The organism is Hahella sp. CR1 (assembly GCF_029813005.1).
Lineage (GTDB): Bacteria > Pseudomonadota > Gammaproteobacteria > Pseudomonadales > Oleiphilaceae > Hahella.
The window spans coordinates 85,198-110,673 of sequence record NZ_JAPELK010000002.1 but is presented as its reverse complement, the minus strand read 5'-3'; the positions used below and the strand labels follow the sequence as shown (position 1 = coordinate 110,673).

The window sequence follows — 25,476 nt, the reverse complement described above, 5'->3', positions numbered from 1 at the left end:
AGGAATATGGAACCTCGAAGACTGTCTGACTGGCTTGATTATGTGTCGCAACTGCATACTCAGGTCATAGAAATGGGACTGGATCGCGTCAATGACGTATTTCGCCGACTTTGCCGCAACGCCAGGCTGGCGAAAACCGTGGTGACCCTTGCAGGAACCAACGGTAAAGGCTCTACGCTGGCGGCGGTAGAGGCGCTTGCTCTCGCCGCGGGCAAAACGGTAGGCGCTTACACATCGCCCCACATTCTGCGTTTTAACGAGCGTGTGCGCATTAATGGCGTTGATGTCAGCGACGAGGCGCTTGAAGGGGCGTTCGCGGCCGTAGAAGCGGCTCGCGGCCCATCGGCGCTGACCTATTTCGAGTTCACCACGTTGGTGGGGTTCTACTTGTTTCAACAGGCCAAGCTGGACGTGGTTCTGCTGGAAGTCGGTTTGGGCGGGCGCCTGGACGCGGTTAACATTGTCGATCCTGATCTGGCGGTGATCACCAGTGTGGATCTGGATCATCAGGAATGGCTGGGCGACTCACGTGAAGATATCGGCCGCGAAAAGGCGGGTATTCTGAGGCCGGGCATTCCTCTTGTCATCGCCGAAGACGCTCCGCCAACCAGTGTGGTGGACGTAGCAGGAAAGCTGGGGTGCGCAACCTTTATCTGGCGTCAGGACTTTACTCTCGAACGCACTGGCGATGCGTCGCAAACTCTGCAATGGCGCGGTCGTCGCAAGCATGCGGACATGGTCATTGACGGACTGAGCGATAACGGTCTGCCTATGGCCAATATGGCTGCGGCGATGCAGGCCGCCATGCTGCTGGACTTTGCGTTGTCGGAATCTCAAATCGCCGCTGCCATCGCTGACGTCAAGGTGCCGGGACGTTTCCAGTTGCTGCGCCGTGACCCGGAAGTATACGCCGATGTGGGGCATAACCCCCACGCTGCGCGCTATCTCAAACAATGGCTGGGTGGATTGCCGGTTAAAAAACCGCAGGTGGCGGTAGTTTCAGCGCTGAAAGATAAGGATGTGGCGGGCATCGTCAAAGAACTCGCTGGCGTATTCGACCGCTGGTTTGTGTTTCCTCTCAATGTGGATCGGGCCATGCCGCTGGCGCAACTGGCGGAATTGGTCGAGCAGAATCAACCCGCGCCGCTGCAAACCTGCGATTCCTTGTCGGAGTGTCTGGCTCAGGCGACATCCGAAGTGGGCTCAGACGGGCGTATCGTCGCCTTCGGTTCTTTTTTCACCGTGGCGGAAATTTTTCAAAACGGTATGATGGGAACCGATGAGGGAGACGGTCGCTAAACGGATCGTCTCCACAGTCTTTTAATCCATTTGGTTTTTTCCATCATGATTTCTATTTACAGTCTCAGGGTTTTTCTATGGATGGATTAAAGCAGCGTATTGTCGGCGCTATTGTGCTGGTGTCTCTGGCGGTCATATTTCTGCCCATGTTGTTCGATAACGCCCAGCAGGAAAAGACATCCCAGATCATTATCATTCCTGACAAGCCGGAAACGCCCAATTTCACTATCGAAGAAGCCAAAGCGCCGCAACTGAGCGCAGGCGACGCCAATGCTGCAATGCCAGCGCAGCCGGTTGATACGCAAACTGGCGATGCGGTCGCGGACGAAACTTCCCGGATCTCAGGCTCCGCAGAGGAAATCGCTCAAGAAGCGGCCATGGCGGAGATGCACAATATGAGCGAATCCAAGCCGGTGGCAACGACGCCAGAGCCAGCTCCGCAAAAGGTTGTGGAGGCGAAGCCGGAGCCTAAACCTGAGCCGCAATCCAAGCCTGAACCCAAACCTGTGGTGAAGGCGGAGGAAAAGCCTGCGACGACGGTAGCTGTGGCGACCCCATCAGCCAGCGTCAAGAACGAGACCAAAGAGGCGCCTAAGGATTACAGTCTGGATAAAGACAAGTCTCCCGCCGCATGGTCAATTCAAATCGGTACGTTCAAGAATCGCGAAAGCGCCTTGAAAATTCGTAATGAACTGCATGGCGACGGCCATCCTGCATTTACTCAGGAATATCGCAGCTCAGAAGGCGAAAACCTAGTTCGGGTCTTCGCCGGGCCGGTAATGGAGCGCAGTCAGGCGGACAAGCTCAAGACTCAGGTGGATAAGCGCTACAAAGTCAACTCCCTCGTCGTGCAATATCGCCCAGGGCAATAGCCCGCCGCGACAAAGCATTAGTTTTTCTGCCCCCTCCTTTTTGCTAGAATGATGCGCCCCCGAAATCCGGGGGCTAATTACGCTATTTCCAGGATGCTATGATGATTTGGGCCGATTGGGTCATTATTGGAATTATTGGTTTATCCACGGTAGTCAGCCTGGTCAGAGGCTTCGTCAAAGAGGCGCTTTCTCTGGTTACCTGGGTTCTCGCATTTATAGTGGCGCGCATGTTTTATGTGCATTTGGCCACGCTGCTGGAAGGGCTTATCTCCGTACCTTCCGTCAGGCTGATTGCAGCCTTTGTCATACTTTTCATCGTGACGCTCATTATCGGCGCGTTGCTGAACCATTTGATTTCCGCATTGGTGAAGTCCACTGGCCTGTCCGGTACCGATCGTACCTTGGGCATGGCGTTTGGAATGATCCGGGGCGTGGTGTTGGTTGTCGTTGTCGTGGCGCTGTTGCGACTGACTCCCGTCGTACAGGACCCCTGGTGGTCGGAATCGACGTTAATTCCCCATTTTGAAAAATTGGAAGCTTGGTCGCGGTCGGTCTTCGGCGACCCCATAGCGTCTATGCTTACATAAACCGCTTAAATTTTGCGCGAGATTCAAAGACGAGGTAACCATACATGTGCGGTATTGTTGGTATTGTGGGTAAAGCGAATGTTAATCAGGACCTTTACGACGCACTCACCGTGTTACAACATCGTGGCCAGGACGCCGCGGGAATCGTTACCTTCCAGGACGACCGTTTTTTCCTGAGAAAGGACAACGGTCTTGTGCGCGACGTGTTCCGCACTCGCCATATGATGCGTCTGGTCGGCAGTGTGGGCATTGGCCATGTTCGCTACCCCACAGCGGGCTCTTCCAGTTCTGCGGAAGCCCAGCCTTTTTATGTGAACTCTCCTTACGGCATCACGCTGGCCCACAACGGCAACCTCACCAATGCGGAAGAGTTGGCTCGCGATATCTTTCGCACCGACCTGCGTCACGTCAACACCAGTTCCGATTCTGAAGTGCTCCTGAACATCTTCGCTCATGAGCTGCAGAAGCTGGGCAAACTGGTGCCGGAAAAGGACGACGTATTTGCGGCGGTTAAAGCGGTTCATAAGCGTGTTAAAGGCGCATACGCTGTCATCGCCATGATTACTGGCTATGGCATCGTCGCCTTCCGTGATCCCAACGGGATTCGCCCGGCCTGCTTCGGCAAACGGGAAACGGCGAAAGGGCCTGAGTACATGATAGCCTCCGAAAGCGTGGCGCTCAGCGCGCTGGGCTTCGAGCTGCAACGCGACATCGCTCCGGGCGAAGCAGTTTACATTGAGACTGACGGCAGTCTGCACACGCAGCAGTGTGTGGAAAACCCAAAACTAAACCCCTGTATTTTCGAGTACGTGTACTTCGCTAGACCCGACTCCATCATGGACGGCATTTCCGTCTACAAGGCGCGTTTACGCATGGGGGATTATCTGGCGGAGAAGATTCATCGTCTGCGCCCTGATCACGATATCGATGTGGTGATGCCGATTCCTGACACCAGCCGCACTTCCGCCATGCAAATGGCGCTGAGTCTGGGAGTGAAATACCGGGAGGGCTTTATCAAGAACCGCTACATTGGCCGCACCTTTATCATGCCGGGCCAAAACCAGCGTAAGAAATCCGTGCGTCAAAAGCTGAATCCCATCGCGCTGGAATTCCGCGGCAAAAACGTGCTGCTGGTGGATGACTCCATCGTACGCGGCACCACCTGCCGCGAGATCGTGCAAATGGCGCGGGACGCCGGCGCCAAGAAAGTCTATTTCGCCTCGGCGGCCCCGGCTGTGCGCTATCCCAACGTGTACGGCATCGACATGCCTTCCGCCAACGAGCTGATTGCTCACGGCCGCACGCCGGAAGAAGTGCAGGAACTGATCGGCGCTGACTGGCTGGTGTATCAGGACCTGGAAGACTTGGTATCTTGCGCTCTGGAAGGCAATCCGAATATAGAAAAATTCGATTGCTCCGTGTTCGATGGCGATTATGTGACTGGCGATGTGAACGATGAATATCTCCAGCGACTGGAGGCTGTCCGTAACGACAGCAGCAAGTCCAAGCGCGAGCAGGAACTGATGATGGCGCAAGCGCCTCTGGACCTGCACAACGACGACTGATCGTCGGCAGCGTCTTTTGCGCATGACGCCGGTCGCTATGCCGGCGTCAGTCGCGCTACTGTCTAGTCAGTTGCACCAGGATCTATTCAGTCGCACGACTACCCATTCAGCGGTCAATTCAATAGACTGCACGGAACAACGCTATAGCGCCGGATAGGGGAGGGCGCTCTCTTGCTCTCCTCAGGCGCCCCCACTTCATATCCAGGAACAGACGATGTCAGGCAGAAAAACTGAAACCCGTGAGCTTCTGCTGCCCCCGGAAGTAGACTGGCGCGATGCTACACAGGCGATTCGCGCGGGCCAGATCCGCACTCAGGAGCAAGAGCATGCGGAAGTGATTTATCCCACTTCCAGCTACGTTTTCAAGTCGGCGGCGGAAGCTGCTGCGACATTTGCTGGCGATAATCCCGGCAATGTCTATTCGCGCTACACCAATCCTACTGTACGCATGTTTGAAGAGCGTCTGGCGGCGTTGGAGGGAGCGGAAAACTGTGTGGCGACCGCTTCTGGCATGGCGGCGATAGTGTCCGCTTGTATGGCGCTACTGAAAAGCGGCGACCATGTGGTCTGTTCCCGTAACGTGTTCGGTACGACTCACGCCGTATTTGACAAGTACATGAAGAAGTTCGGCGTGGAAACGACTTTTGTGCCGCTGACGGACATGGACGGCTGGCGCGCGGCGATCAAATCCAATACCCGATTATTGTTTATCGAAACGCCATCCAATCCTTTGAACGAAGTGGCCGACATTGCGACTCTGGCGCAGTTGGCGCACGCCAATGGCGCTTTGCTGGCGGTGGATAATTGTTTTTGTACGCCGGTTCTGCAAAAGCCGCTGAGTCTGGGAGCGGACTTAGTGATTCACTCGGCGACCAAGTATCTGGACGGCCAGGGGCGTTGCCTGGGCGGCGCGGTAGTGGGTAACACTGCATTAACGTCGGAAGTGTTGGCGTTCCTGCGCTCCGGCGGCTTTACCATGAGCCCCTTTAACGCCTGGGTGTTCCTGAAGGGCCTGGAGACGCTGCCAATTCGCATGAAAGCGCATTGTGAGAACGGCATGAAGGTCGCCCAATGGCTGAATGAGCAAAGCTGGGTGGAGAAAGTCCACTATTGCGGATTGCCTGATCATCCAGGCCATGAGCTGGCTACGCGTCAGCAGAAAGGCTATGGCGGAGTGCTGTCATTCAAGGTAAAGGGCGGCAGAGAAGAGGCCTGGTCATTTATCGACAACACCAAGTGGATCTCCATCACCGCCAATTTGGGGGATGTGAAGTCCACTATGACGCATCCGGCGACCACCACTCATGGTCGCCTTTCCGATGACGACAAGGCGCTGGCGGGTATTTCCGAGAATCTGATTCGTCTCTGCGTGGGACTGGAGGATTTTGAGGATATTCGTGAAGATCTACTGGCCGGCGCAGCGGCGTTGGGCGCTTGATTTTAGACGCCGGGGCGGCCGAAAGCCCCGGCGTTTTTTCGTCTGATCCCGCCTGATACGACCGTCAGACTGTCGAAAAATGCATCTCCCGCCAACTTGAGCTAGAATAAAATCAATATAAACAAATAGATAGAGCGCAATTTTAATTTTTGGCGTTAAATTCTATTAATGCGCGGTTAAGCTGGGTTCACCTAGACTCCCGGCTTGTGTACACTACTGAATATTTAGCCAGCTAAAATCCTTATGCCAGCAGATATAGAAGACAACAGAGCGAAGCGCTACCTGGAGCAGGGGCTCCGTGAAGGGGTGTTGATCGCTTGTGTTACCATCGCCGTTTATCTGGTGTTGGCCCTGGTCTCGTATAATCCTTCAGACCCTGGCTGGACCAGCACAGGGCATCATTCCCAGGTCGTTAACTACGCTGGGCGCGTTGGCGCCTGGATTTCCGACGTACTGCTGTACTTCTTCGGCTACGTCGCCTACTTATTTCCCTTTTTGTTCGTATTACGGTCGGTGCAATTGTTCCGTCAGCGCCATATGCGCCACCCCATCAACTGGTGGATGGTGGTTATCCGTGTAGTCGGTCTGATCGTGCTGGTGTTGTCCACCTGTTCGTTGTTGACCATGTATTCGGTCAGTGGCCTGAACTCCAGCTCCGGCGGCATTGTCGGCGCGGAAGTCGCCGGGATGGCGGTCGACACCTTCAACATTATCGGCAGTACGCTGGTATGGGTGGCGCTTTCCTTGTTCGGTTTTAGCATCGCCACCGGTTTGTCCTGGTTGAAGATCATGGACTGGGTCGGCGCTAAGACACTGGCGTTGTTCCGTCGCATCGGCGAAGAGTTTTCGTCCGCAAAAGAGAAGATGGGAGAGCGTGCGGAAGCCCGTCGCGAAGAAAAAGCCAGATTAGAAGCCGAAGCGCCGCCTCCCAAGCCTAAAAAGGCGAAACGGGAAGTGAAAGACTTTGATGATGAGGACGATCGTATTCCGCTGTTGGACTCTCGGGTTAATGTCCCTGAAGAGCAAGAGACTAAAAAGCGTTCCTTGCTGAGTTTCGGCAAAAAGAAAGCCGAGACCAAAGTTGAGCCCAGTTTGGGCGACACCATGGACGTGGATAGCGAAACGCCCGCGGACTCTGCGGACAAAAAGGTCAGGATTCTGCCGTTCCAGAAAGAAGCGGGAGGGGAGAGCAAACGAGCCAAGCGCGCATCGCAGCCGTCACTGTTTAACTTTGCGGAAGGCCCATTGCCATCCTTGAATCTGCTGGACCCGCCTGAAACCTCGAAAAAAGGCGGCTATTCTCCCGAGGTGCTGGAAAACTTGTCGCGCCTCCTGGAGGTGAAATTGAACGACTTTGGCGTTGTCGCCGAAGTGGTGGAGGTGAACCCTGGCCCGGTGATCACCCGTTTTGAAATCCAGCCTGCGCCTGGTGTTAAAGTCAGTCGCATCAGCAATCTGGCCAAGGACCTTGCGCGTTCGTTGGCGGTGATCAGCGTGCGTGTGGTGGAGGTTATCCCCGGCAAGTCCGTGGTAGGTATTGAAATTCCTAACGAAAACCGCGACATCGTGCGTTTGCGGGAAGTGTTGTCCTCTAAAGCCTATGACGATTCCAGCTCGCCATTGTCACTGGGATTGGGCAACGATATCGCGGGTAATCCGGTTGTCGCCAATCTGGCGAAAATGCCGCACTTACTGGTGGCGGGCACCACGGGCTCCGGTAAGTCCGTGGGCGTTAACGCCATGTTGATCAGCATGCTTTACAAGGCGACCCCGGAAGAACTGCGCCTTATCATGATCGACCCCAAAATGTTGGAGTTGTCCATCTACGACGGCATTCCCCATCTGCTCACGCCGGTAGTGACGGATATGAAAGAAGCCGCCAATGCGCTGCGTTGGTGTGTAGGGGAGATGGAGCGCCGCTATCGGTTGATGGCCGCCATGGGCGTTAGAAATATCGCAGGCTTCAACAAAGTCGTGAAAGACGCCATCACTGCTGGCGAGCCGATTCGTGATCCTCTGTGGAAACCGGGCGATAACGCGCTTGAAGAAGAGCCGCCGATGCTGACCCCACTGCCATTTGTTGTGGTGGTCGTTGACGAATTCGCTGACATGATGATGATCGTCGGCAAGAAAGTGGAAGAATTGATCGCCCGTATCGCCCAGAAGGCGCGAGCGGCGGGTATTCACTTGATCCTGGCGACCCAGCGGCCGTCAGTGGACGTTATTACTGGTTTGATCAAAGCCAACGTGCCGACCCGTATGGCGTTTCAGGTGTCCTCTAAGATCGACTCCCGTACTATTTTGGATCAGGGCGGCGCAGAGCAGTTGCTTGGGCATGGCGACATGCTGTATTTGCCCCCCGGTACCGGCTTGCCAATCCGTGTGCATGGCGCTTTTGTCGACGATGATGAAGTGCACCGTGTGGTGGATGATTGGAAACAACGGGGCGAGCCTGATTATCTGGACGAAATTCTCGACGGCGCCACGGACAGCGAGTTTGTCGCTAGTTTCGATGGCGGCGGCGACAATAACAACGGCACCGAAAAAGACGACTTGTTTGATCAGGCTGTAGCCTTTGTGACCGAAAGTCGCAAGGCGTCCATATCCGCCGTGCAGCGTCGTCTGAAAATTGGCTACAACAGGGCGGCCAACCTGGTTGACGCGATGGAGGCGGCGGGCGTGGTCTCGTCCGCAGGCCATAACGGCTCCCGGGAAGTTCTGGCACCACCTCCTCCTAGAGATTGATATCCATGAAATTATTGAAACTACTCTCCGTGGCGGCGTTGAGCGCCGCTAGTATGATGGCGAATGCGGCGGGCGTGGATACGCTCTCCGGCCTTTTGAAAAATGTAGAAACCTTTACCGCCAACTTCACGCAAACCATGCGTTCCCAGAGCGGGCAGGTGATGCAGGAAGTGACTGGCACATTAAAAGCCAAACGCCCGGGTTTGTTCTATTGGAAAACCAAAGCGCCTTTGGAACAGACCATCGTGACAGACGGCCAGCAGGTTTGGATTTACGATCCGGATCTGGAACAGGTGACGATTCAGCACCTGTCGCAGCAACTTTCCAACACGCCAGCGCTGCTGCTGAGTGGAGAAGTTGGCAAGATTGATGAACAGTATCAGGTGGAAGAGCAACCGGAATCACAGCCGGGCCAGGTGGATTTCCTGCTGCGTCCGAAAGGCGTTGATTCCCTGTTCGACACGCTGCAACTGAGTTTTGTTAACGATCAGCTGGTGAGTATGAAGCTGAAGGACTCTCTTGGTCAGCAAACCAGCCTTTTCTTCACTGGCGTATCGGTAAATCAAACCATTAGCGAAAAAGCCTTTCACTTTGAGATCCCTGATGGCGTAGACGTCATCCGGGAGGCGCCTTGACGCTGAACCTGTTTGAGTCGGAAGAACGTCGCCGGAGCGCGCAGTATGCGCCTCTGGCGGCGCGCATGCGTCCCCGTGTCATAGATGAGTATATCGGGCAGACGCATCTGCTGGATGCAGATAAACCGTTACGCAAGGCGCTGGAGCGCGATCAGCTGCACTCAGTTATTTTCTGGGGCCCCCCCGGCGTAGGCAAAACCTCTTTGGCCCGACTGGTGGCGGGATACACGGGGGCAGAATTTATTACCTTGTCCGCCGTGCAGAGCGGGGTTAAGGAAATTCGCGAAGTCAGCCAGCGCGCTCGCGCAAACTCACAAAACGGGCGCAAGACCATTGTGTTCGTGGATGAAGTCCACCGTTTCAATAAGTCCCAGCAGGACGCCTTTCTCCCTTACGTAGAAGAAGGCGCTTTTGTTTTTATCGGCGCCACCACGGAAAATCCCTCTTTTGAGCTGAATAACGCACTGTTATCGCGGGCGCGGGTGTATCCATTAAAACCGCTCACCATCGATGACCTGACGGCGCTATTACAACGGGCTCTTACGGACGCTGAAAATGGTTTGGGGCAAACGCCCTGGAGCTACGACGACGACCTGTTGCGGATGATCGCTGAAGCCGCCAACGGCGATGCGAGACAGGCGCTGAACATACTTGAAACCATGTCTGATCTGGCTGACCCAGGCGAGCAGGGTGGGATTCTCTCCCGTGAGCTGCTGGCGTCGGTAATGCAGGTTTCACTAAAACGCTTCGACAAAGGCGGAGATGCGTTCTACGATCAGATCTCCGCATTGCACAAATCCGTGCGCGGCTCCAATCCTGATGGCGCTTTGTACTGGTTCGCCCGTATGTTGAACGGGGGCTGCGACCCTTTGTACGTTGCCCGTCGCGTGGTGCGTATGGCCAGTGAGGATATTGGCAACGCCGATCCGCGTGGGCTGGATCTCGCGCTTTCAGCCTGGGATGTGCAAGAGCGACTGGGCTCCCCGGAAGGCGAGCTGGCGATTGCTCAGGCGATTGTTTATCTGGCGTGCGCGCCAAAGAGTAATGCGGTATATAACGCGTTTAACGCGGCGATGAAGCTGGCGGCGGAGTCGCCGGATTATCCGGTTCCCGTGCACTTACGCAATGCGCCGACCAAGTTGATGAAGGAAATGGGCTACGGCAAAGAATACCGTTACGCTCATGATGAGCCTGGGGCCTACGCCGCCGGCGAGACGTATTTGCCTGAAGAGCTGGATGGCCTGCGTCTGTATCATCCTGTGGAGCGGGGCCTGGAAAGCAAAGTTAAGGAAAAGCTGGAATACCTGCGGAGTCTGGACGAAGAGTATCAGAGCCGCTCCTGAACCACCTGAAATCTGTTCGTGATCATTATGAGCATTCCCCATCTTGTGTATGTTGCTCTTGGCGGCGCGTTTGGCGCTGTCAGCCGGTATTTAATCGTCGCCTGGGTCAGTAATGTGGCGGGCGCTAAATTTCCCTGGGGCACGCTGGCGGTGAATCTGCTTGGCTCTTTTCTGCTGGGGACGGCTTTTGTGTATGTGGTGGAGAAACTGCATGGACAACCTGAGCTGCGATCTTTGATAATGGTGGGCTTTTTAGGCGCGCTGACCACGTTTTCCACCTTTTCGCTGGAAGCCTGGAGCCTGATGCAAAGCGATCAGCTGTTGCAAGGTCTCGCCTATATTTTTATGAGCGTTATACTATGCCTCTTCGCCGTGGGCGCAGGTATCGCTCTGACTCGGCTTATTCTTTGATTTAAAAAAATTACTGGACGAATTCATGTTAGATCCAAAATTGCTTCGCAACAGCCTGGATGAAGTGGCTGCCAGACTAAAGACCAAACGCTATGACCTGGACGTAGACGCGTTCAGTCAATTAGAAGAGCGGCGCAAGTCCGTTCAGGTCCGTACTGAGGAACTGCAGAGCGAGCGCAACAGTAAGTCGAAGAATATCGGCATGATGATGAAGCAGGGTCAGGACCCTCAGCCATTGAAAGACGAAGTGGCTAAAATCGGCGAAGAACTGGAGTCCGCAAAAGCAGAGCTGCAGGACATCCAGGACAAATTGGACGACCTGCTGCAAGGCATTCCCAACCTTCCTGACGCCGCTGTTCCTGAAGGAGCAAGTGAAGACGACAACGTGGAAGTGCGCCAATGGGGAAGCATCCGCGAATTTGATTTCGAACCCAAGGACCATGTTGATCTGGGCGAGAGCCTGGGCCTGTTGGACTTCAACAGCGGCGCCAAGCTGGCTGGCTCCCGTTTTGTGGTGATGCGCCGCGAACTGGCCAGACTGCACCGCGCGCTGGCGCAGTTCATGTTGGATATTCACACCACTGAACACGGCTATCAGGAAACCATGACGCCGTTTTTGGTGCACGCGCATGCCTTGCAGGGCACGGGACAGTTGCCCAAATTTGAGGCGGACCTGTTTAAAGTGCCGGGCGAGCATGACTTTTATCTGATCCCAACGGCGGAAGTGCCAGTCACCAATTTGGTGCGTGAAGAAATTCTGGACGCCAAAGAGCTGCCTCTGAAAATGACCAGCCATACTCCCTGTTTCCGTAGCGAAGCGGGCAGCTATGGCCGTGACGTACGCGGAATGATCCGCCAGCACCAGTTTGAGAAGGTAGAGCTGATTCATGTGGTCGCGCCGGAGCAATCTGATGCGGCGTTGGAGGAACTCACCGGCAATGCGGAACGAATCCTGCAGTTGTTAAACCTGCCGTATCGTGTTGTGGCGCTGTGCGGAGGCGATCTGGGCTTTTCTGCGGCGAAAACCTATGACATCGAAGTCTGGTTGCCGGCGCAGAAGAAGTACCGTGAGATTTCTTCTTGCAGCAACTGTCGCGACTTCCAGGCGCGCCGCATGCAGGCGCGCTGGCGTAACCCGGAAACCGGTAAGCCGGAGCTGGTGCATACGTTGAATGGTTCTGGTCTGGCGATAGGACGTACTTTGATCGCTGTGCTGGAAAACTACCAGCAGGCGGACGGCTCCATTCTGGTGCCGGATGTGCTGGAGCCATACATGGGCGGCGTGAAGGTGATCAAACCAGCTAACTGAGGTAATTGATGTCCACACAACTACAGACCTGGGATTTTCTGCCCATATCCATGAATCTACAGGGCAGGGAATGTCTTGTAGTTGGGGACACTGAGCAGGCGGTGCGCAAAACTGACCTGCTGTTGCGCGCAGGGGCCAAAGTCCGGCTCCTGGGCGATGCGAATGCGAAGGCGCTCGTTGAGAGCGCTGACGTGCTCAACGCCATTACTCTTACTTCTGAATCCTTTCATCCTGAGCTATTGCAATCCTGTGCGATGGTCGTCGCGGCATCCGATTCTAAGGACTTGAATCAACAGGTCGCGCAAGCCGCTCAGGCGCGCGGTGTTCCGGTGAATGTTGTAGAACAGCCGGAGCTAAGCAGTTTTATCTTTCCCTCTATTATCGATCGTCACCCGATATTGGTGTCCGTGACCAGTTCCGGCGGCGCGCCTGTATTGACCCGTCTGCTGCGTAACCGTCTGGAGTCGTTGATCCCTCATGGTTTTGGCAGGCTGGCGGATTTGGCGATGGAGTTCCGGGATAAAGTCCGGGCCCGTTTTGGCCATATCAACCAGCGGCGTCGCTTTTGGGAGTCCGTACTGGAAGGCGTCGTTTCCGATCTGGTGTTTTGCGGACGTACGGACAAAGCCAGAGCGATGCTGGATGACATGCTGAGCGGCGAGCAGGCGGATGCGATCACCGGTGCGGGTGAAGTGTATCTGGTCGGCGCCGGGCCCGGCGATCCTGACTTATTGACGTTCCGGGCGCTGCGCTTGATGCGTCAGGCTGATGTGGTGTTGTACGACCGTCTGGTTTCGCCGCAGATTCTGGATCTGGTGCGTCGCGACGCCAAGCGTATCAACGTGGGCAAGGCCCGCTCCAACCATACGTTGCCGCAGCAGGAGATCAACGCCATGTTGGTGGAGTTGGCCAAGGAAGGAAAACGGGTGTTGCGCCTTAAAGGCGGCGACCCCTTTATCTTTGGCCGCGGCGGTGAAGAGATCGATCAGCTGGCGGATGCGGGCATCCCGTTTCAGGTTGTGCCTGGCATTACCGCCGCTTCAGGGTGTGCGGCCTATTCCGGTATTCCATTGACCCACAGAGATCATTCGCAGTCGGTGCGTTTTGTGACTGGCCATCTGAAGTCCGACACCTGCGACCTGCCATGGCATGAGTTCGTGCAGGACAATCAGACCCTGGTGTTCTACATGGGGTTGGTGGGGCTGCCTGTGATCAGTCGCGAGCTGATCGCGCATGGCATGAAGCCGTCAACGCCAATCGCTCTGGTATCCCGCGGCACGCTGCCGGATCAGCGGGTTCTGGTGGGAGAGCTGGGCAATATCGCCAAGAAGGTCGAGGAGCAACAGATTCCTGGTCCAACCATCATTATTATCGGCGATGTCGTGACCTTGCGTGACCGTTTGCGCTGGATGGATTAAAGACGCCGATCAGGCTCCGCTCTTATGGGCGGGGCCAAACTGTCCTAACGAGCTTTTAGTGACTCTCCTCGTCTTCCGGACGCCATAAATATGCCTCAAGCTCCTTTCGTACCTCATCTTCCAGTAACCCTACCACCACTTCAGCCCCTGCATGCTTGAGGATATCAATGCCAGCCCCGCGATTTTTCGGATGAGGGTCGATCATGCCGACATACAGAGTGCGTATGCCTCGCTTGACCAGCGCCTGAGCGCAGGACGGCGTGCGGCCTTGGAACGAGCAGGGCTCCAGAGTGACAAAAGCGATGACGTCCGCGGTCGGGCCAGGCAGATTCTGCAGCGCCATAGCTTCGGCATGAGGTTGTCCAGGCGCGTTGGTATGGCCTGATGCGACAACCTGGCCGTTGCGCACCAGTACGCAGCCGACAGGCGGGTTGGGGCGGCAATGCGCGATGGCTTTTCGGCCTTCGATGATGGCCAGCCGCATGAAACGCTCCAGTTCACTGCTTTCCATTAAACTTTCTCTCTCCAAGGGAATCAGTCAATTAAGGCTACGCTTTTTACTTGGGCGAACAGCTGCATGCCTCTCTCGATATGCAATTGATCGATGGAGCGGCGGGTGACGCGGGCGAGAATGGTTTCTTCCCCCAGAGCCAGACGCACCACTACCTGTGACGGCTCCCTGTCTACGTTGATATCGATCACCTTCACCGGAATGCAGTTGGAGATACTGCTCAACTCGGGTGGCTTCAGCGCCAGGCTGACGTCCTTGGCGTGGATGCGCAGTCTGACTTGCTGGCCAATCGGTCCCTGTTTGTGATGCACGGCCAAAACGCCTCCAGGAACGCCCAGAAGGGTTTGATGGTACTCCAGGTCATGGGCCTGAATGTTGGCGTGCACGACGGCGCTGGCCTCCTCCAGGTGCGCCAGAGGCAGGTCGGGGCGGGTGAGCAGATCGTTGATGGGGCCGCCGGCGCGGACACCGCCATGGTCCAGCAGCACCAGATGCGAAGCCAGGCGCATGACTTCATCAGGCGAATGACTCACGTAGAAAACGGGAATGTCCAACTGCTGAAACAGCTCATCCAGGTAGGGCAGGATTTCTTCCTTACTCTGCAAATCCAGGCTGGCCAGAGGCTCGTCCATCAACAGCAGTTTGGGGCTGGTGAGCAGAGCGCGGCCAATGGCCACTCGTTGTCTTTGCCCTCCAGACAGGGAATGGGTGTTGCGTCCGATCAGGGGCTCCAGTTCAAGCCAGCGAATGACCTCTTCCGGCGCCACTCTGCGCTCCCATTGTGGAATGCGGTGATAGCCGTAAAGCAAATTGTCCATGACCGAGAGGTGCGCAAACAGGCTGGGTTCCTGAAACACATAACCCAGGGCGCGGCGATGCGGCGGTACGAACAGGTCTGCGCTTTGCCAGACTTCGTCTTTGATTTGCAGGGCGCCTTTCTCCGCTCGCTCCAGACCGGCGATAAAGCGTAGCAGCGTGGTTTTGCCTGAGCCGGAGCGACCGAACAGGGCGGTGACTCCCTGGCCCGGCGTAGTGAACGCGACGTCCAGAGTAAAGTCGCCTTTGTGCGAGAAAAAGGAAGCGGAGATATCGTCGTTCATGCGATCACCTTCGCCGGCTTGCGGATAATCTGCAGCGCCAGCAGCACCGTGAAGGAAAAGATCAGCATGCCGGCGGAGAGAATGTTGGCCTGGGTGTACTCGATGGCCTCCACGTGATCATAAATGGCCACTGACAGAACTTTGGTCTCGCCAGCGATGGCGCCGCCGATCATGAGCACGATGCCAAATTCGCCAATCGTGTGGGCGAACACCAGCACAGCGGCGGTGATCAGGCCTGAGCGGGAAAGCGGCAATGCGACGGTCATGAAGCGATCCCAGGGGGAGGCGCGCAAGGTGGCGGCGACCTCCAGCGGGCGGGCGCCGAGGGTCTCGAAGGCGTTCTGAATAGGCTGTACGGCGAAGGGCAGCGAATAAATGACGGAAGCGACCACCAAGCCGGGAAAAGTGAAGGGCAGCACGCCCAATCCCAGAGCCTGGGTGATCTCGCCAATGGGGCCTTTAGGACCTAACAGCAGCAACAGATAGAAGCCCAGCACGGTGGGCGGCAGCACCAAAGGCAGCGAGATAATCGCCTCCAGCGGACGTTTGCTCCAGTGCCGGCTCTGCGCCAGTCCCCAGGCGATAGCCGTGCCCAGAGCCATCAGAATCAGGGTGGTCAGCCCCGCCAGTTTCAGCGTGATCCACACCGCCTGCCAGTCGACCAGCCCCTGGACGCCCACTGCATTCATCTAATCAAGTTCCTTATGCCGGATATCGGGATGAAATAGGGCGTCATTATCGGCATTTCTCCTTATTCTTCAACATTGTAACCAAAGGATTCGATGATCGAGCGGGCGCGGGGGGACTTCAGATAGTCGATAAACGCCACCGCGGCCGGATTATCCTGACCTTTGGTCAACAGAACGCCTTCCTGCCGTATCGGCGCATACAGCGATTGAGGAACCAGCCAGTAGGCGCCGCGTTCGGCTTCATCCATGGCGATCACCTGCGATAGCGCGACGAATCCCAGCGCCGCTGCGCCGCTGTAAACGAACTGATAGGTCTGCGAAATGTTTTCTCCAAAAACCAACTGAGGGCGCAGCTGATCATATAGCTTTAGCGATTGCATGGTTTTGACGGCTGCGGCGCCGTAAGGAGCGGTCTTGGGATTGGCGACAGCCAGTTTGCCTTTGTTGATTTCCAGCCACTGGCGGCCGTCTCCGCCTGGAACGGGATCTTTGCTCCATAACGCCAGACGTCCGCTAGCGTAGACGAAGTCGCTCCCTTCAACAGCTACGCCGGCGTCTATGGTTTTTTTGCTGCGTACGTCATCCGCCGCCAGAAATACTTCAAAGGGCGCGCCATTAGTAATTTGCGCGTAAAGCTTGCCGGTGGAGCCGAAGCTGGGTTTGAGACGGTGTCCGGTCTGCGCCTCGAAGTCTGGGGCCAGCGCCTGAATGGTGGACGTGAAATTGGCGGATACCGCCGCCAAAACCTCGCCTGCATTAGCCAGCGGCGCCAGAAACAAGGCGATGAACGTCGCCGCGATTGCGCGAGCGAGAGTAAAGCGTGTCAACATGTACAGATCCTTTTCGTGTTGATAAGCCCTGCTTTACAGGGCAGCGTTTTTGGCGGCGTCGCCGATGTTGCGTCGTAGAACGTTACTGGCGCTCTACGACGGCGAGGGTCATTGATTGACCGCCAGAATGATATGGGACGCTTTAACGTAAGCCTGACAGGGCGCGCCTTCAGTAAGACCAAGTTCCTCCAGGCTTTGTTTCGTGATGACGGCGGTCAGCGTCCGATCCCCGCTCAAGCGCACGCGCACCTCCGCGTTCACCTGACCGTGCCGAATGTCGCTGACGACGCCGCATAGACGATTGCGTGCGCTGAGCCTCAGGGTCTCGTCCGTCGCCAGAATGACAAAGCTGGACTTGATGATCGCGCTTGCCGTGCGTCCCGGCGTCAGTCCCAGATCCTTAACCGAATCCTGGGTCACTACCGCCACCAGTTCCAGGCCGTCTCCCAGGTCCAGGGCGACTTCCGCATTCACCGCGCCGGATTGCACGCGACTGATCACTCCCCGAAACTGATTGCGCGCGCTGGTCTTTATCGCCATGGCCTGAAGCACTCCGTGAATATCGTCAAAATCGTCAATGTCCCGCTGTAATCGGCTTAATAAAGCGGAGTAGTGCGCCTCCATCGCCCGATAGGCGGAGACCAGTTTGCGGCCTTGGGGCGTCAGGCGCGCTCCGCCGCCTTGCTTACCGCCGGTGGCGCGCTCCACTACTGGGTGCGGCGACAGATTATTCATGGCGTCCACGGCGTCCCAGGCGGTTTTGTAGCTGATTCCGGTCAGCTTGGCTGCTTTGGTGATGGAGCCGGCGCTGTCGATGTGTTCCAGCAAGGCGATGCGGGAGCCTCCTTGTACGCCGCGCACATTCTGGTTGAGCCAGAACTCGCCAGCCAGCTCCAGAACTTTGGCGCTGTCGCTATTTTCACTCATGATTTTTCATCTTTCGCTCATGGGTTTTCATCCGTTGGGCAAACTTTATCCTGTTATCGAACACAACAGGCGCAGAGCCTGCCTCTCGCAGCTCGCCACCTGGCGGATGCTTCCTGGCGTTTGGTTATAACTGCTGGCGTTGGTGGAAAGCAGGCGATCCTGCTCTCAAAAAAGCGTTATATAGTATTCTATATAACGGTGATGCGATCAACTGTCATGTAAGCGGCGGCGCGGCATAGCGGGGAGGATAAACATTGCATGACCCTTTGACGACGCCGTAAACTTTGTGAAAAAAGAATGACTGATTTCACCTTCGTTTGGCGCTTATACGCCTGATGTTTTGTCTAAAATTTAAGAACAGTGAAAAAGTAAATGGAACTCATCCTCAAAGTGACTAAATGTCCCCCCGGAAGCGACATGTCTGGGGTGACTGTTACCGTCGGCAAAGACGGCGCAACCATCGGGAGAGCGACTACGAACTCCCTGGTGCTGCCGGACGCCAATCGGTATGTATCCTCGGACCACGGACGGATCGAGTTCGACGGAAGTCGATACAGCTTTATCGATATCAGCACTAACGGCAGCTACCTGAATCATCTGGGGCATCCGCTTATCAAAGGCCACCCGGAGCCGCTCAAGAACGGCGACCGCCTGATGCTGGGGCAGTATGAGCTGAAAGTGGAGCTGGCTGAGCCAAGTGACGATCGGACGCAAATGTTTGCGCCTGACTCGGATATCGAGGCGACTCGAATTTCATCCGATATTGCTTCTCAAACCGCTATGTCAGATTTGGATGACTGGATCGGTTCCGGCGAGGAACCCTGGCCGGTCTACCAGCATGCGGCGAACACCACCGCCGTGCCGCCGGAGCAGGTGGAGGCGGAGATGCAGGATGATCTGGAGCCGCAGAGCGAGGCGGACATGGATGACGGCATCCTGGACGCGGAAATCATCGAAGATGTGGAAGCGCCGACGCTGGTGAATCACGCTGCGCCGCGTGATGCGGAGGCGGCGCTTGAAGATGAATTTGAACCCGCTGCGGAGCCAGCTGCTGAAGAAGCGGCCACTGCTCCCGAACAGGATGAGCAAACCACGCAATTCAGCAAAAAGGATATGACCCCGGACTGGCTGACTCAGGCCCTGGGCATGATGACGCTGACGGAGGAAGCCCATAAGCAGGTAGTGGATAAATCCATGGACCTGCTGAGAGAAGCGGTGGAAGGAGTGCTCTCCACCTTGCGCGAAAAGCAGTCGTTGAAGAATGAGTTGCGCATCAACCAGACCCAGATTCGCGTGGCGGAAAACAATCCCCTGAAGTTTTCACCGACTCCTGAGGTGGCGTTGGAAAATCTCTTGCTGAAGCAGGGGACGACATACCTTTCCGCCGACGAAGCGATGAAAGAAGCGTTCGCCGATATTCGCGATCACCAGCGCGCGTTGTACAAATCCGTGCGCGGGCTGTACACCCGGATCATCAAATCTCTCGACCCGGAGCAGATCGTCAAGCATATCGACAACAAGCATGGGCAGCCCTGGATTGGCGGTAATCATCGCAAATACTGGGATGAATACCTGAAAGCCTATAACAAGTTGCGCAAAGACGAAGAACAGGCGTTTCAAGGTAAATTCTCCGAAGACTTCGCCAACAGCTACGAGTTCTACTTCAATCAGCTCAAGGCCCAACGCAAAAACAATAAAGCGGACGAAGACGACCTGTAAGGCGTCGTTCCTCCGCTTATCTCAAGGCGCTCGCAGTGCGGGCGCCGCCGTTTCGACAGGGTGGTCGAACGCACTCCCGTCTTCGCCTCTCTCTTAACTGTTCTATACTTCTTCAACATGAAGCAGCCCCAAAGGGCGCAATCACTCTCTCCTGCGGTATGCGTGGTATCGCAGTGCGTTGGTCATACGAACTGTATGTGTTCCCCGGGGCGAGGCCTTTAAAAGAGAGGGAGAACACATTGTGAAGATTCGTCCGCTATTCCTAACCATTTTTGGCGTGATTATCGCCAGCACCCTGGCCAACTTTTTACTGGCGTTCTATTTGCGTTCGGAAGTGACTTCGTTGAAGCAGACGACGGAAACCCGGTACGCGTCTTACCAGCGGGCGGATGAGTTGCGGCAGAGTTCGGATGACCTGACCAGGCTGGCCCGCACTTACGTGGTGACCGGGGATCAGAAATACAAGCAGATGTACCAGTCTGTTCTGGATATTCGTAATGGCGTTAAACCCCGCCCTCAGGATTATCACCGCATATACTGGGATCTGGCGCTGAATGCGGGGGATAAGCCCAAGCCAGATGGCGAAACAATTTCTCTGCAAAAGATGATGGAGAATCTTGGTTTTTCGCAAAAGGAATTTGACCTGCTCAAACAGGCGCAGAAAAACTCGGACGGCCTGGTGAACCTGGAAGTCGAAGCGATGAAAGCGGTGGAAGACGGTAGTTTGGAGCGCGCCAGAGAGCTGATGCATGGCCAGGACTATCATCGTGAGAAAGCCAAGATCATGCAGCCCATCGATGAGTTCTTCAAAGCGCTGGAAGCGCGCACCAGTCAACAACTCTCCGGGATTCAGAATGCGGTGTCGAACATTATTCTGGCGCTGATCTGCTTCCTGATACTGCTGACGCTCGCGGCGGCGGCGGGTTATCTGGTCGTGCTCAGGAAGATCGAAAGACCGGTGCTGAACCTTTACCGGCTGATTGGCGATGTAGAAAAGAACGCTGATTTAACGCTGCGTTCAGATTATGGCAGCCAGGATGAAATTGGCATGATGGCGAAAGGGTTCAATAGTCTGGTTGGGCGCTTCAGGGACATTCTCGGCGACGCTCGGACTCTCATTCGTCACGTGGCGGATGACTCCTCAACAGTGGCCCGTCTCACTGCGGACTCCAACGCCAGAACGGAGAGGCAGGCGAGCGAGACGGATATGGTGGCCACGGCGATCACGGAAATGACCGCCGCGATGGAGGAAATCGCAGCGTCGACCAATGAAGCCAAGACTTCCGTGGAGAAGGCGACGGAATACACCTCGACCGCAAACGGGGTGGGAAGGCAGTCCATCAATAATATGACGCGTTTAAAAGCATGTTTTGACGACGCTTCAGGGCAGGTCAATGCATTGTCGCAAGAGTTTTCCCAGATTGAAAACGTACTGCAGGTCATAAAAAGCATCGCGGAGCAGACCAACCTGCTTGCCCTCAACGCGGCAATAGAAGCGGCGCGCGCTGGCGAACAAGGCCGGGGCTTTGCGGTAGTGGCGGACGAGGTGAGGACGCTCGCCAAGCGCACGCAGGAATCAACGGGAGAAATAGAATCCAATATCGCCAAGCTCAGGGAGGGCATGGACAATACGGTTAACTCCATGGATGCGGGAATTGGCGAGGTGTCCCGCAGCAGTGAATCTGTGGCGCAAACCATGACGTCGCTGGAACAGATTGCCTCCAGCATTGAGGCCATCAGCAACCTGAGTCTGCAAATCGCTTCTGCGACGGAAGAGCAGTCGGCGACCATCGGCTCTATTGACCAAAGCGTTGGCGCAGTGAGGGATCTGGCGGAAGAGACCTCCCAGGATCTGCGTGCATTGGAGAAAAAAGCGGAGTCCTTAAGTCAGATGACCCATGGCCTGCAGGATAAGATTCAGGTTTTCAAGTTGCCTTGATGGAGCCCATTTCCAACTCAAATGGGCCCCCAGGAAGCCCTGCACCTGGCCGTCAGCGTTGATGGTTATGAACACATCTAGCCGCCACTTGGTAGTCGATGGCTCCGATTGCCGCAGACTGTCAGTCATCGAGCGGCGTTGTTTGTAGCCTGGTTGCCCGTGCGCTAAATGCAACTAAATCAGTCAGGCTTGACGTTTGTTCGTGAGTTGAGACGCAGGCGCGGCTTTTTCTTATTCCCGTACACCGCTCCTGCGCTAAAATGGCCGGCTCTTCGCGTGCTGGCGTTTGGGAGCCTTAGGCCATCCTTTGCTAGACTGAAAATAGATGGCAGCGTCGCGAATCAGCCTGTAACCAAGCCTATGAGAACACCGTGTCATTGATGCCGCAAAGTCGCCGATCCCTCGTCAAAATTCCTGTGTCCGAACTTCAGGTCGGCATGTATGTGGCTCAACTGGACCGCCCCTGGGAGGAGACCCGGTTCGTTTATCAGGGTTTCTTCATTTACGACTGGCGCGATATTCAGGAACTGCAGACGCAGTGTGAATTCGTCTACGTGCAGTCGGAGACGGAGGTGGTGGAGGAAGAGAAAACCGTCACCGCGCCCAGCGGCAAGAAAATCCGCACCCGAGTGAAGAAAGAAAAGACCCGTTTGGTGCACAAAGTGCCCGCCTATCGGGAGCTGACCAAAGCGACTAATTCCATGGGGCAGGCCAGGCAGACAATTCATGATGTGTTCCGCGCCGTGAAGCTGGGGCGGGATATCGATATGGCGGCGGTGACCGTCGCCGTGACGGATATCGTCGACAGCATCATGCGTAATCCTAACGCGCTGCAATGGCTTTCCCTGATCAAGGATAAGGATGATTACACCGCTGAGCATTGCCTGCGGGTCTGCGTCTTATCCATCATCATCGGACGGGAGATGGGGTTCAACGAATCCGAAATGGTGGACATCGGCGTTTGCGGCATGCTGCACGATGTGGGCAAGGTCAAGGTGCCGGATGAAATCCTCAATAAGCCGGGCAGTCTGGACAAGGATGAGTTTGAGATCATGAAGCAGCACTCCCAGTACGGCCGGGATATTCTTATCTCGCTGTCCTCAGCGCCGAAGAGCGCCGTGGATGTCGCCTACAGTCATCATGAGAAAGTGGATGGGACTGGCTACCCGCGCGGACTGGCGGCTCACCAGATTCCACTCAAGGCGAAAATAGTCGGCGTGGTGGACGCCTATGACGCCATGACTTCCGCCCGCGTTTATAAAGACCCCATGTCGGCGCTGGAGTCTCTGCGCATCATCTATGACGTTAGAGGCAAGCACTTTGACCTGGAAGTGGCGGAATTCTTCATCAAAACCATGGGAGTGTATCCGGCGGGCCATATCGCGGAACTCAACAGCGGCGAAGTGGGAATCATCGTACGCTCCAACAATGAATATCGTCTTAAGCCCAAAATATTGCTGGTGCTGGATGAGAAAAAACAGCTACGTAAAGAAACCATCCTCGATCTGTCCATCAACTGCCTGACCGATGCAGGCAAACCGCTGCGCATCAAGGAAATTCATCCTAACGGAACCTTTGGCGTGCGCCTGGAAAATTATGTGAAGAAAGGGTTGCGGCTCGCCGAGTACGACGACTGAGCCGCAATGCGTTCAGGCGCTCTCCGCCTCAACAGTCTTCGCCTTCTTGAACTCCGCTACCATCTGATGCCCTTTAAGCGCAGGGCCCGACAGCGCGCTCAACGCCAGTTTGCCAACAAGAATGAGCGTCGCCGTGGCCAGGGCGTCGAGAAACCATATCATGGGCGTTGTCAGCCATGCTGCGTCGAATACGGGCCTGAAAGTCTCGCTCAACGTCGTCATTCCCACCAAACCATGCAGCGCCAGGGCGATCCAGAAGCCTGAACAGTAAGGGCAACGCCAATCTTCGTAGAGTTTCGCCAGAGGGCCGGGCAGGCTCGCAATCACGCGATTAAACCAGGTTCCCCATTCCGGCAGTTTTTCCCATATCAGCAAATAAATACCTAATCCCACCAATGCGGCTGACAAATCCATGACTTCGCGTCCCCCAATACTTCTCTGAAAGATGAATCAACAAAAACAGGGTTTATGATGCGGGAGGCGCAGAAGGCCGGGTAGAGCGTCGTTTGGGGAGAAATCGGCTTATTTTTAGATTTTTGGTAGTGAGGCCTGAAATCGATATCAATGCATTTGATTATATTGATGACTTGATTGCGATAGTTTTTCATCTGCATCAGTTTGCTATTTGTAATATTTAAATTGCAGTTTACTTGGAATATATAAGTGAGGATTAATCCTCTCATTAATTAGGTAATTACCGGAATGAATTCATGAAAAATCTGTTGATTATTTCGCTTTACATCCATTCAACTGCATGAAAAATATGGTTTTTATGAAATATTGTTTTATCGGGAAGGTTTAACTTATTAATAAATAGTAATATCGTGAGTTTATTGCTGGGAAGCGGGGTTGAGGCATAATCAGGAAATTGCCGATTAAACAAGCTGTTAATATAAATTAGAAAATATAGGACTGCTTATGCCAGCTAACTTTACCTCAAGAGATTTACACTATAACGGTATAGATCGCCGGTCTGGACCTCGGCGCACTAACGCCGATCGACGCAACAGCGTTCGTTTTGAACCAGGGAATCCGGACCGCCGCCAGATCGCCGGACGTCGCGCAGGTGAGATCGGCGGTTGGGCGAGGACCACGCTGTAATCACTCAACTTTCAATCATCATCCGCTGAGGTTGCGGCGGCTTATTCCGCCTCGTAGGTGATCAGCCGATAGCCGACGCCCTGTTCCGTCACCAGAAAACGGGGAGAGGAAGGGGCGTCGCCGAGCTTATTTCTCAGTTTGGCCACCACAATGCGCAGGTAATGCGTATCCTCTTTGTGCGTCGGCCCCCAGATTTCCGCCAGCAGTTGCTGTTGCGTCACCACATGGTCGGGTGTGGTCGCCAGTCGCGCCAGTAATGCGTATTCCTTCTTGGACAGATGAATGTCTTCGTCGTCCAGAATCACTGAACGCTTCACAAAGTCGATGATCAGGCCGGCGGAACGGTAGACGTTGGCGGCAGGACGCAACGCAGTGGGTTCGCGATCGCGCAGCAGCACTCTGATGCGGGCGACGAACTCGCGAATTCCGAACGGCTTGGTGACGTAGTCGTTGGCGCCGTTATCCAGCGCCTCTACTTTTTCCGCCTCCGAGGAGCGTACGGACAGCACCAGCACTGGTATGCGACTGCTGCGTCGCAGTTGCTTCAGCGCTTCTTGGCCGTCCATGTCCGGCAGTCCCAGATCGAGCACAATCGCATCCGGCGCTTCTGAGGACGCCAGCATTAAACCTTCCGTAGCGTTGCCCGCCTGCAATACCTCATAGCCCTCCGAGCGCAGACTGATGCGCAGGAAGCGCAGTATTTGCGGTTCATCGTCGATAACAAGAATACGCGGCTTGGTGGCGGTCAATGAAATGGGTCTCGTTGTTCAGTAAGAGTGTGAAAAACCGCAGGAGGATATAGTCCCAAGTGTAAAAGCTCAATAAGCGTCAGTGTAGCGGGCGGGGGCGCTCACTCAAAGGGCATAGTCTGACTTGCCTATGTTTTTTCCGGTATAGCTTTGCATAATGCAGTTAACTGGAAAACGATTTCATAAATCTGAAATCATCGCCAAGTCATGTGAATGCTTTGGATACCTTGACGAGGGGCGTCACCGGATGGGCCCGGAATGCGCCTGGGCGGCGACGGTGATAGGGACGCTTGTATAGAAAAAGTGGCGATTCGGGTCTAGACCCAAAAACCGATACTTTTTTAAGTGATTTCATATCATGATTGCCGGAAATGGAGACAAATAGCGCTATTTAGTGATACGCAGCCGGTTATGAGCACCCCAAAACAGGGCGTATTTCAGATCGTTTTTTACAAACCGGACTTTGCAAACTAGACTGCTTTTATCATATCAGCCCACGCGAGCGTATAGCTTGCCGGCACAGGTGAAAGAGTCGAATCAAAGCGTAAAAAAATTTTACGAAAGATTGAAAACGTTTTCAAAGATGATCAAAAAATAACCCTGGCGCTATCAGGGGGATCATAAAAATAAAACGCGACCAACGTCCTGCCTG

Annotated in this window: 21 protein-coding genes; 14 read left to right on the top strand and 7 right to left on the bottom strand. The window is 55.2% G+C overall.

Annotation, left to right across the window (positions count from 1 at the left end):
• Positions 1 to 6: 6 nt before the first annotated feature.
• The 11 genes from folC to cysG all read left to right on the top strand — a co-directional run bounded on the left by folC (position 7) and on the right by cysG (position 13,622).
• The gene (folC, locus tag ONV78_RS06020) at positions 7 to 1,299 is read left to right on the top strand and encodes a bifunctional tetrahydrofolate synthase/dihydrofolate synthase (RefSeq protein ID WP_279501890.1); all 1,293 of its coding nucleotides are present in this window, start codon (positions 7 to 9) and stop codon (positions 1,297 to 1,299) included.
• Positions 1,300 to 1,376: 77 nt separating this feature from the next.
• Positions 1,377 to 2,171 (top strand): SPOR domain-containing protein, encoded by a 795-nt coding sequence (locus tag ONV78_RS06015; RefSeq protein WP_279501889.1) that lies wholly within the window; start codon positions 1,377 to 1,379, stop codon positions 2,169 to 2,171.
• A gap of 98 nt (positions 2,172 to 2,269) precedes the next feature.
• Positions 2,270 to 2,758: a CvpA family protein gene (locus tag ONV78_RS06010; protein WP_011396317.1), complete on the top strand. Its 489-nt coding sequence runs from the start codon at positions 2,270 to 2,272 to the stop codon at positions 2,756 to 2,758.
• Between the two features lie 44 nt (positions 2,759 to 2,802).
• On the top strand, positions 2,803 to 4,323 hold the full coding sequence (gene purF / locus ONV78_RS06005; protein WP_279501887.1) for an amidophosphoribosyltransferase: 1,521 nt from the start codon (positions 2,803 to 2,805) through the stop codon (positions 4,321 to 4,323).
• Between the two features lie 214 nt (positions 4,324 to 4,537).
• Entirely contained in the window at positions 4,538 to 5,761 is a 1,224-nt protein-coding gene (locus ONV78_RS06000) for an O-succinylhomoserine sulfhydrylase (protein ID WP_279501886.1), read from the top strand.
• A 243-nt stretch (positions 5,762 to 6,004) separates the two neighbouring features.
• The gene (locus ONV78_RS05995; protein WP_279501872.1) at positions 6,005 to 8,506 is read left to right on the top strand and encodes a DNA translocase FtsK; all 2,502 of its coding nucleotides are present in this window, start codon (positions 6,005 to 6,007) and stop codon (positions 8,504 to 8,506) included.
• A 5-nt stretch (positions 8,507 to 8,511) separates the two neighbouring features.
• Positions 8,512 to 9,141, top strand: a complete 630-nt coding sequence (lolA, locus tag ONV78_RS05990) for an outer membrane lipoprotein chaperone LolA (protein WP_216735820.1) — start codon at positions 8,512 to 8,514, stop codon at positions 9,139 to 9,141.
• The gene (locus ONV78_RS05985) at positions 9,138 to 10,484 is read left to right on the top strand and encodes a replication-associated recombination protein A (protein ID WP_279501870.1); all 1,347 of its coding nucleotides are present in this window, start codon (positions 9,138 to 9,140) and stop codon (positions 10,482 to 10,484) included. Before lolA ends, ONV78_RS05985 begins: the two co-directional genes overlap by 4 nt.
• 27 nt (positions 10,485 to 10,511) lie before the next feature.
• Positions 10,512 to 10,895, top strand: a complete 384-nt coding sequence (gene crcB / locus ONV78_RS05980) for a fluoride efflux transporter CrcB (protein WP_216735821.1) — start codon at positions 10,512 to 10,514, stop codon at positions 10,893 to 10,895.
• A 25-nt stretch (positions 10,896 to 10,920) separates the two neighbouring features.
• On the top strand, positions 10,921 to 12,204 hold the full coding sequence (gene serS / locus ONV78_RS05975) for a serine--tRNA ligase (protein ID WP_279501868.1): 1,284 nt from the start codon (positions 10,921 to 10,923) through the stop codon (positions 12,202 to 12,204).
• A gap of 8 nt (positions 12,205 to 12,212) precedes the next feature.
• Positions 12,213 to 13,622, top strand: coding sequence for a siroheme synthase CysG (gene cysG, locus ONV78_RS05970; protein WP_279501866.1), 1,410 nt, complete (start codon positions 12,213 to 12,215; stop codon positions 13,620 to 13,622).
• 55 nt (positions 13,623 to 13,677) lie between these two features.
• Here the strand turns inward: cysG and ONV78_RS05965 are convergent, their stop codons facing one another.
• The 5 genes from ONV78_RS05965 to ONV78_RS05945 all read right to left on the bottom strand — a co-directional run bounded on the left by ONV78_RS05965 (position 13,678) and on the right by ONV78_RS05945 (position 17,679).
• Positions 13,678 to 14,133 (bottom strand): bifunctional diaminohydroxyphosphoribosylaminopyrimidine deaminase/5-amino-6-(5-phosphoribosylamino)uracil reductase RibD, encoded by a 456-nt coding sequence (locus ONV78_RS05965; protein ID WP_279501865.1) that lies wholly within the window; start codon positions 14,131 to 14,133, stop codon positions 13,678 to 13,680.
• Between the two features lie 23 nt (positions 14,134 to 14,156).
• Positions 14,157 to 15,233, bottom strand: coding sequence for a molybdenum ABC transporter ATP-binding protein (gene modC / locus ONV78_RS05960; RefSeq protein WP_279501864.1), 1,077 nt, complete (start codon positions 15,231 to 15,233; stop codon positions 14,157 to 14,159).
• The gene (gene modB / locus ONV78_RS05955) at positions 15,230 to 15,922 is read right to left on the bottom strand and encodes a molybdate ABC transporter permease subunit (RefSeq protein ID WP_127969824.1); all 693 of its coding nucleotides are present in this window, start codon (positions 15,920 to 15,922) and stop codon (positions 15,230 to 15,232) included. The genes modC and modB overlap by 4 nt, the downstream gene beginning before the upstream one ends.
• 62 nt (positions 15,923 to 15,984) lie before the next feature.
• Entirely contained in the window at positions 15,985 to 16,752 is a 768-nt protein-coding gene (gene modA / locus ONV78_RS05950; RefSeq protein WP_279501861.1) for a molybdate ABC transporter substrate-binding protein, read from the bottom strand.
• A 108-nt stretch (positions 16,753 to 16,860) separates the two neighbouring features.
• Positions 16,861 to 17,679, bottom strand: a complete 819-nt coding sequence (locus ONV78_RS05945; protein WP_279501859.1) for a TOBE domain-containing protein — start codon at positions 17,677 to 17,679, stop codon at positions 16,861 to 16,863.
• A gap of 372 nt (positions 17,680 to 18,051) precedes the next feature.
• Between ONV78_RS05945 and tagH the strand changes: the two genes are divergently transcribed.
• The 3 genes from tagH to ONV78_RS05930 all read left to right on the top strand — a co-directional run bounded on the left by tagH (position 18,052) and on the right by ONV78_RS05930 (position 22,974).
• Entirely contained in the window at positions 18,052 to 19,398 is a 1,347-nt protein-coding gene (gene tagH, locus ONV78_RS05940; RefSeq protein ID WP_279501858.1) for a type VI secretion system-associated FHA domain protein TagH, read from the top strand.
• 241 nt (positions 19,399 to 19,639) lie between these two features.
• Positions 19,640 to 21,337 (top strand): methyl-accepting chemotaxis protein, encoded by a 1,698-nt coding sequence (locus ONV78_RS05935; protein WP_279501855.1) that lies wholly within the window; start codon positions 19,640 to 19,642, stop codon positions 21,335 to 21,337.
• A 380-nt stretch (positions 21,338 to 21,717) separates the two neighbouring features.
• Positions 21,718 to 22,974 (top strand): HD-GYP domain-containing protein, encoded by a 1,257-nt coding sequence (locus tag ONV78_RS05930; protein ID WP_253938203.1) that lies wholly within the window; start codon positions 21,718 to 21,720, stop codon positions 22,972 to 22,974.
• 12 nt (positions 22,975 to 22,986) lie between these two features.
• On the opposite strand, the gene ONV78_RS05925 is transcribed toward ONV78_RS05930, so the two are convergent.
• Both ONV78_RS05925 and ONV78_RS05920 read right to left on the bottom strand, forming a co-directional pair.
• Entirely contained in the window at positions 22,987 to 23,388 is a 402-nt protein-coding gene (locus ONV78_RS05925; protein ID WP_279501854.1) for a hypothetical protein, read from the bottom strand.
• 728 nt (positions 23,389 to 24,116) lie between these two features.
• Complete coding sequence (locus ONV78_RS05920; protein WP_347815408.1) at positions 24,117 to 24,830, bottom strand: response regulator transcription factor; 714 nt, start codon at positions 24,828 to 24,830, stop codon at positions 24,117 to 24,119.
• Positions 24,831 to 25,476: the final 646 nt, after the last annotated feature.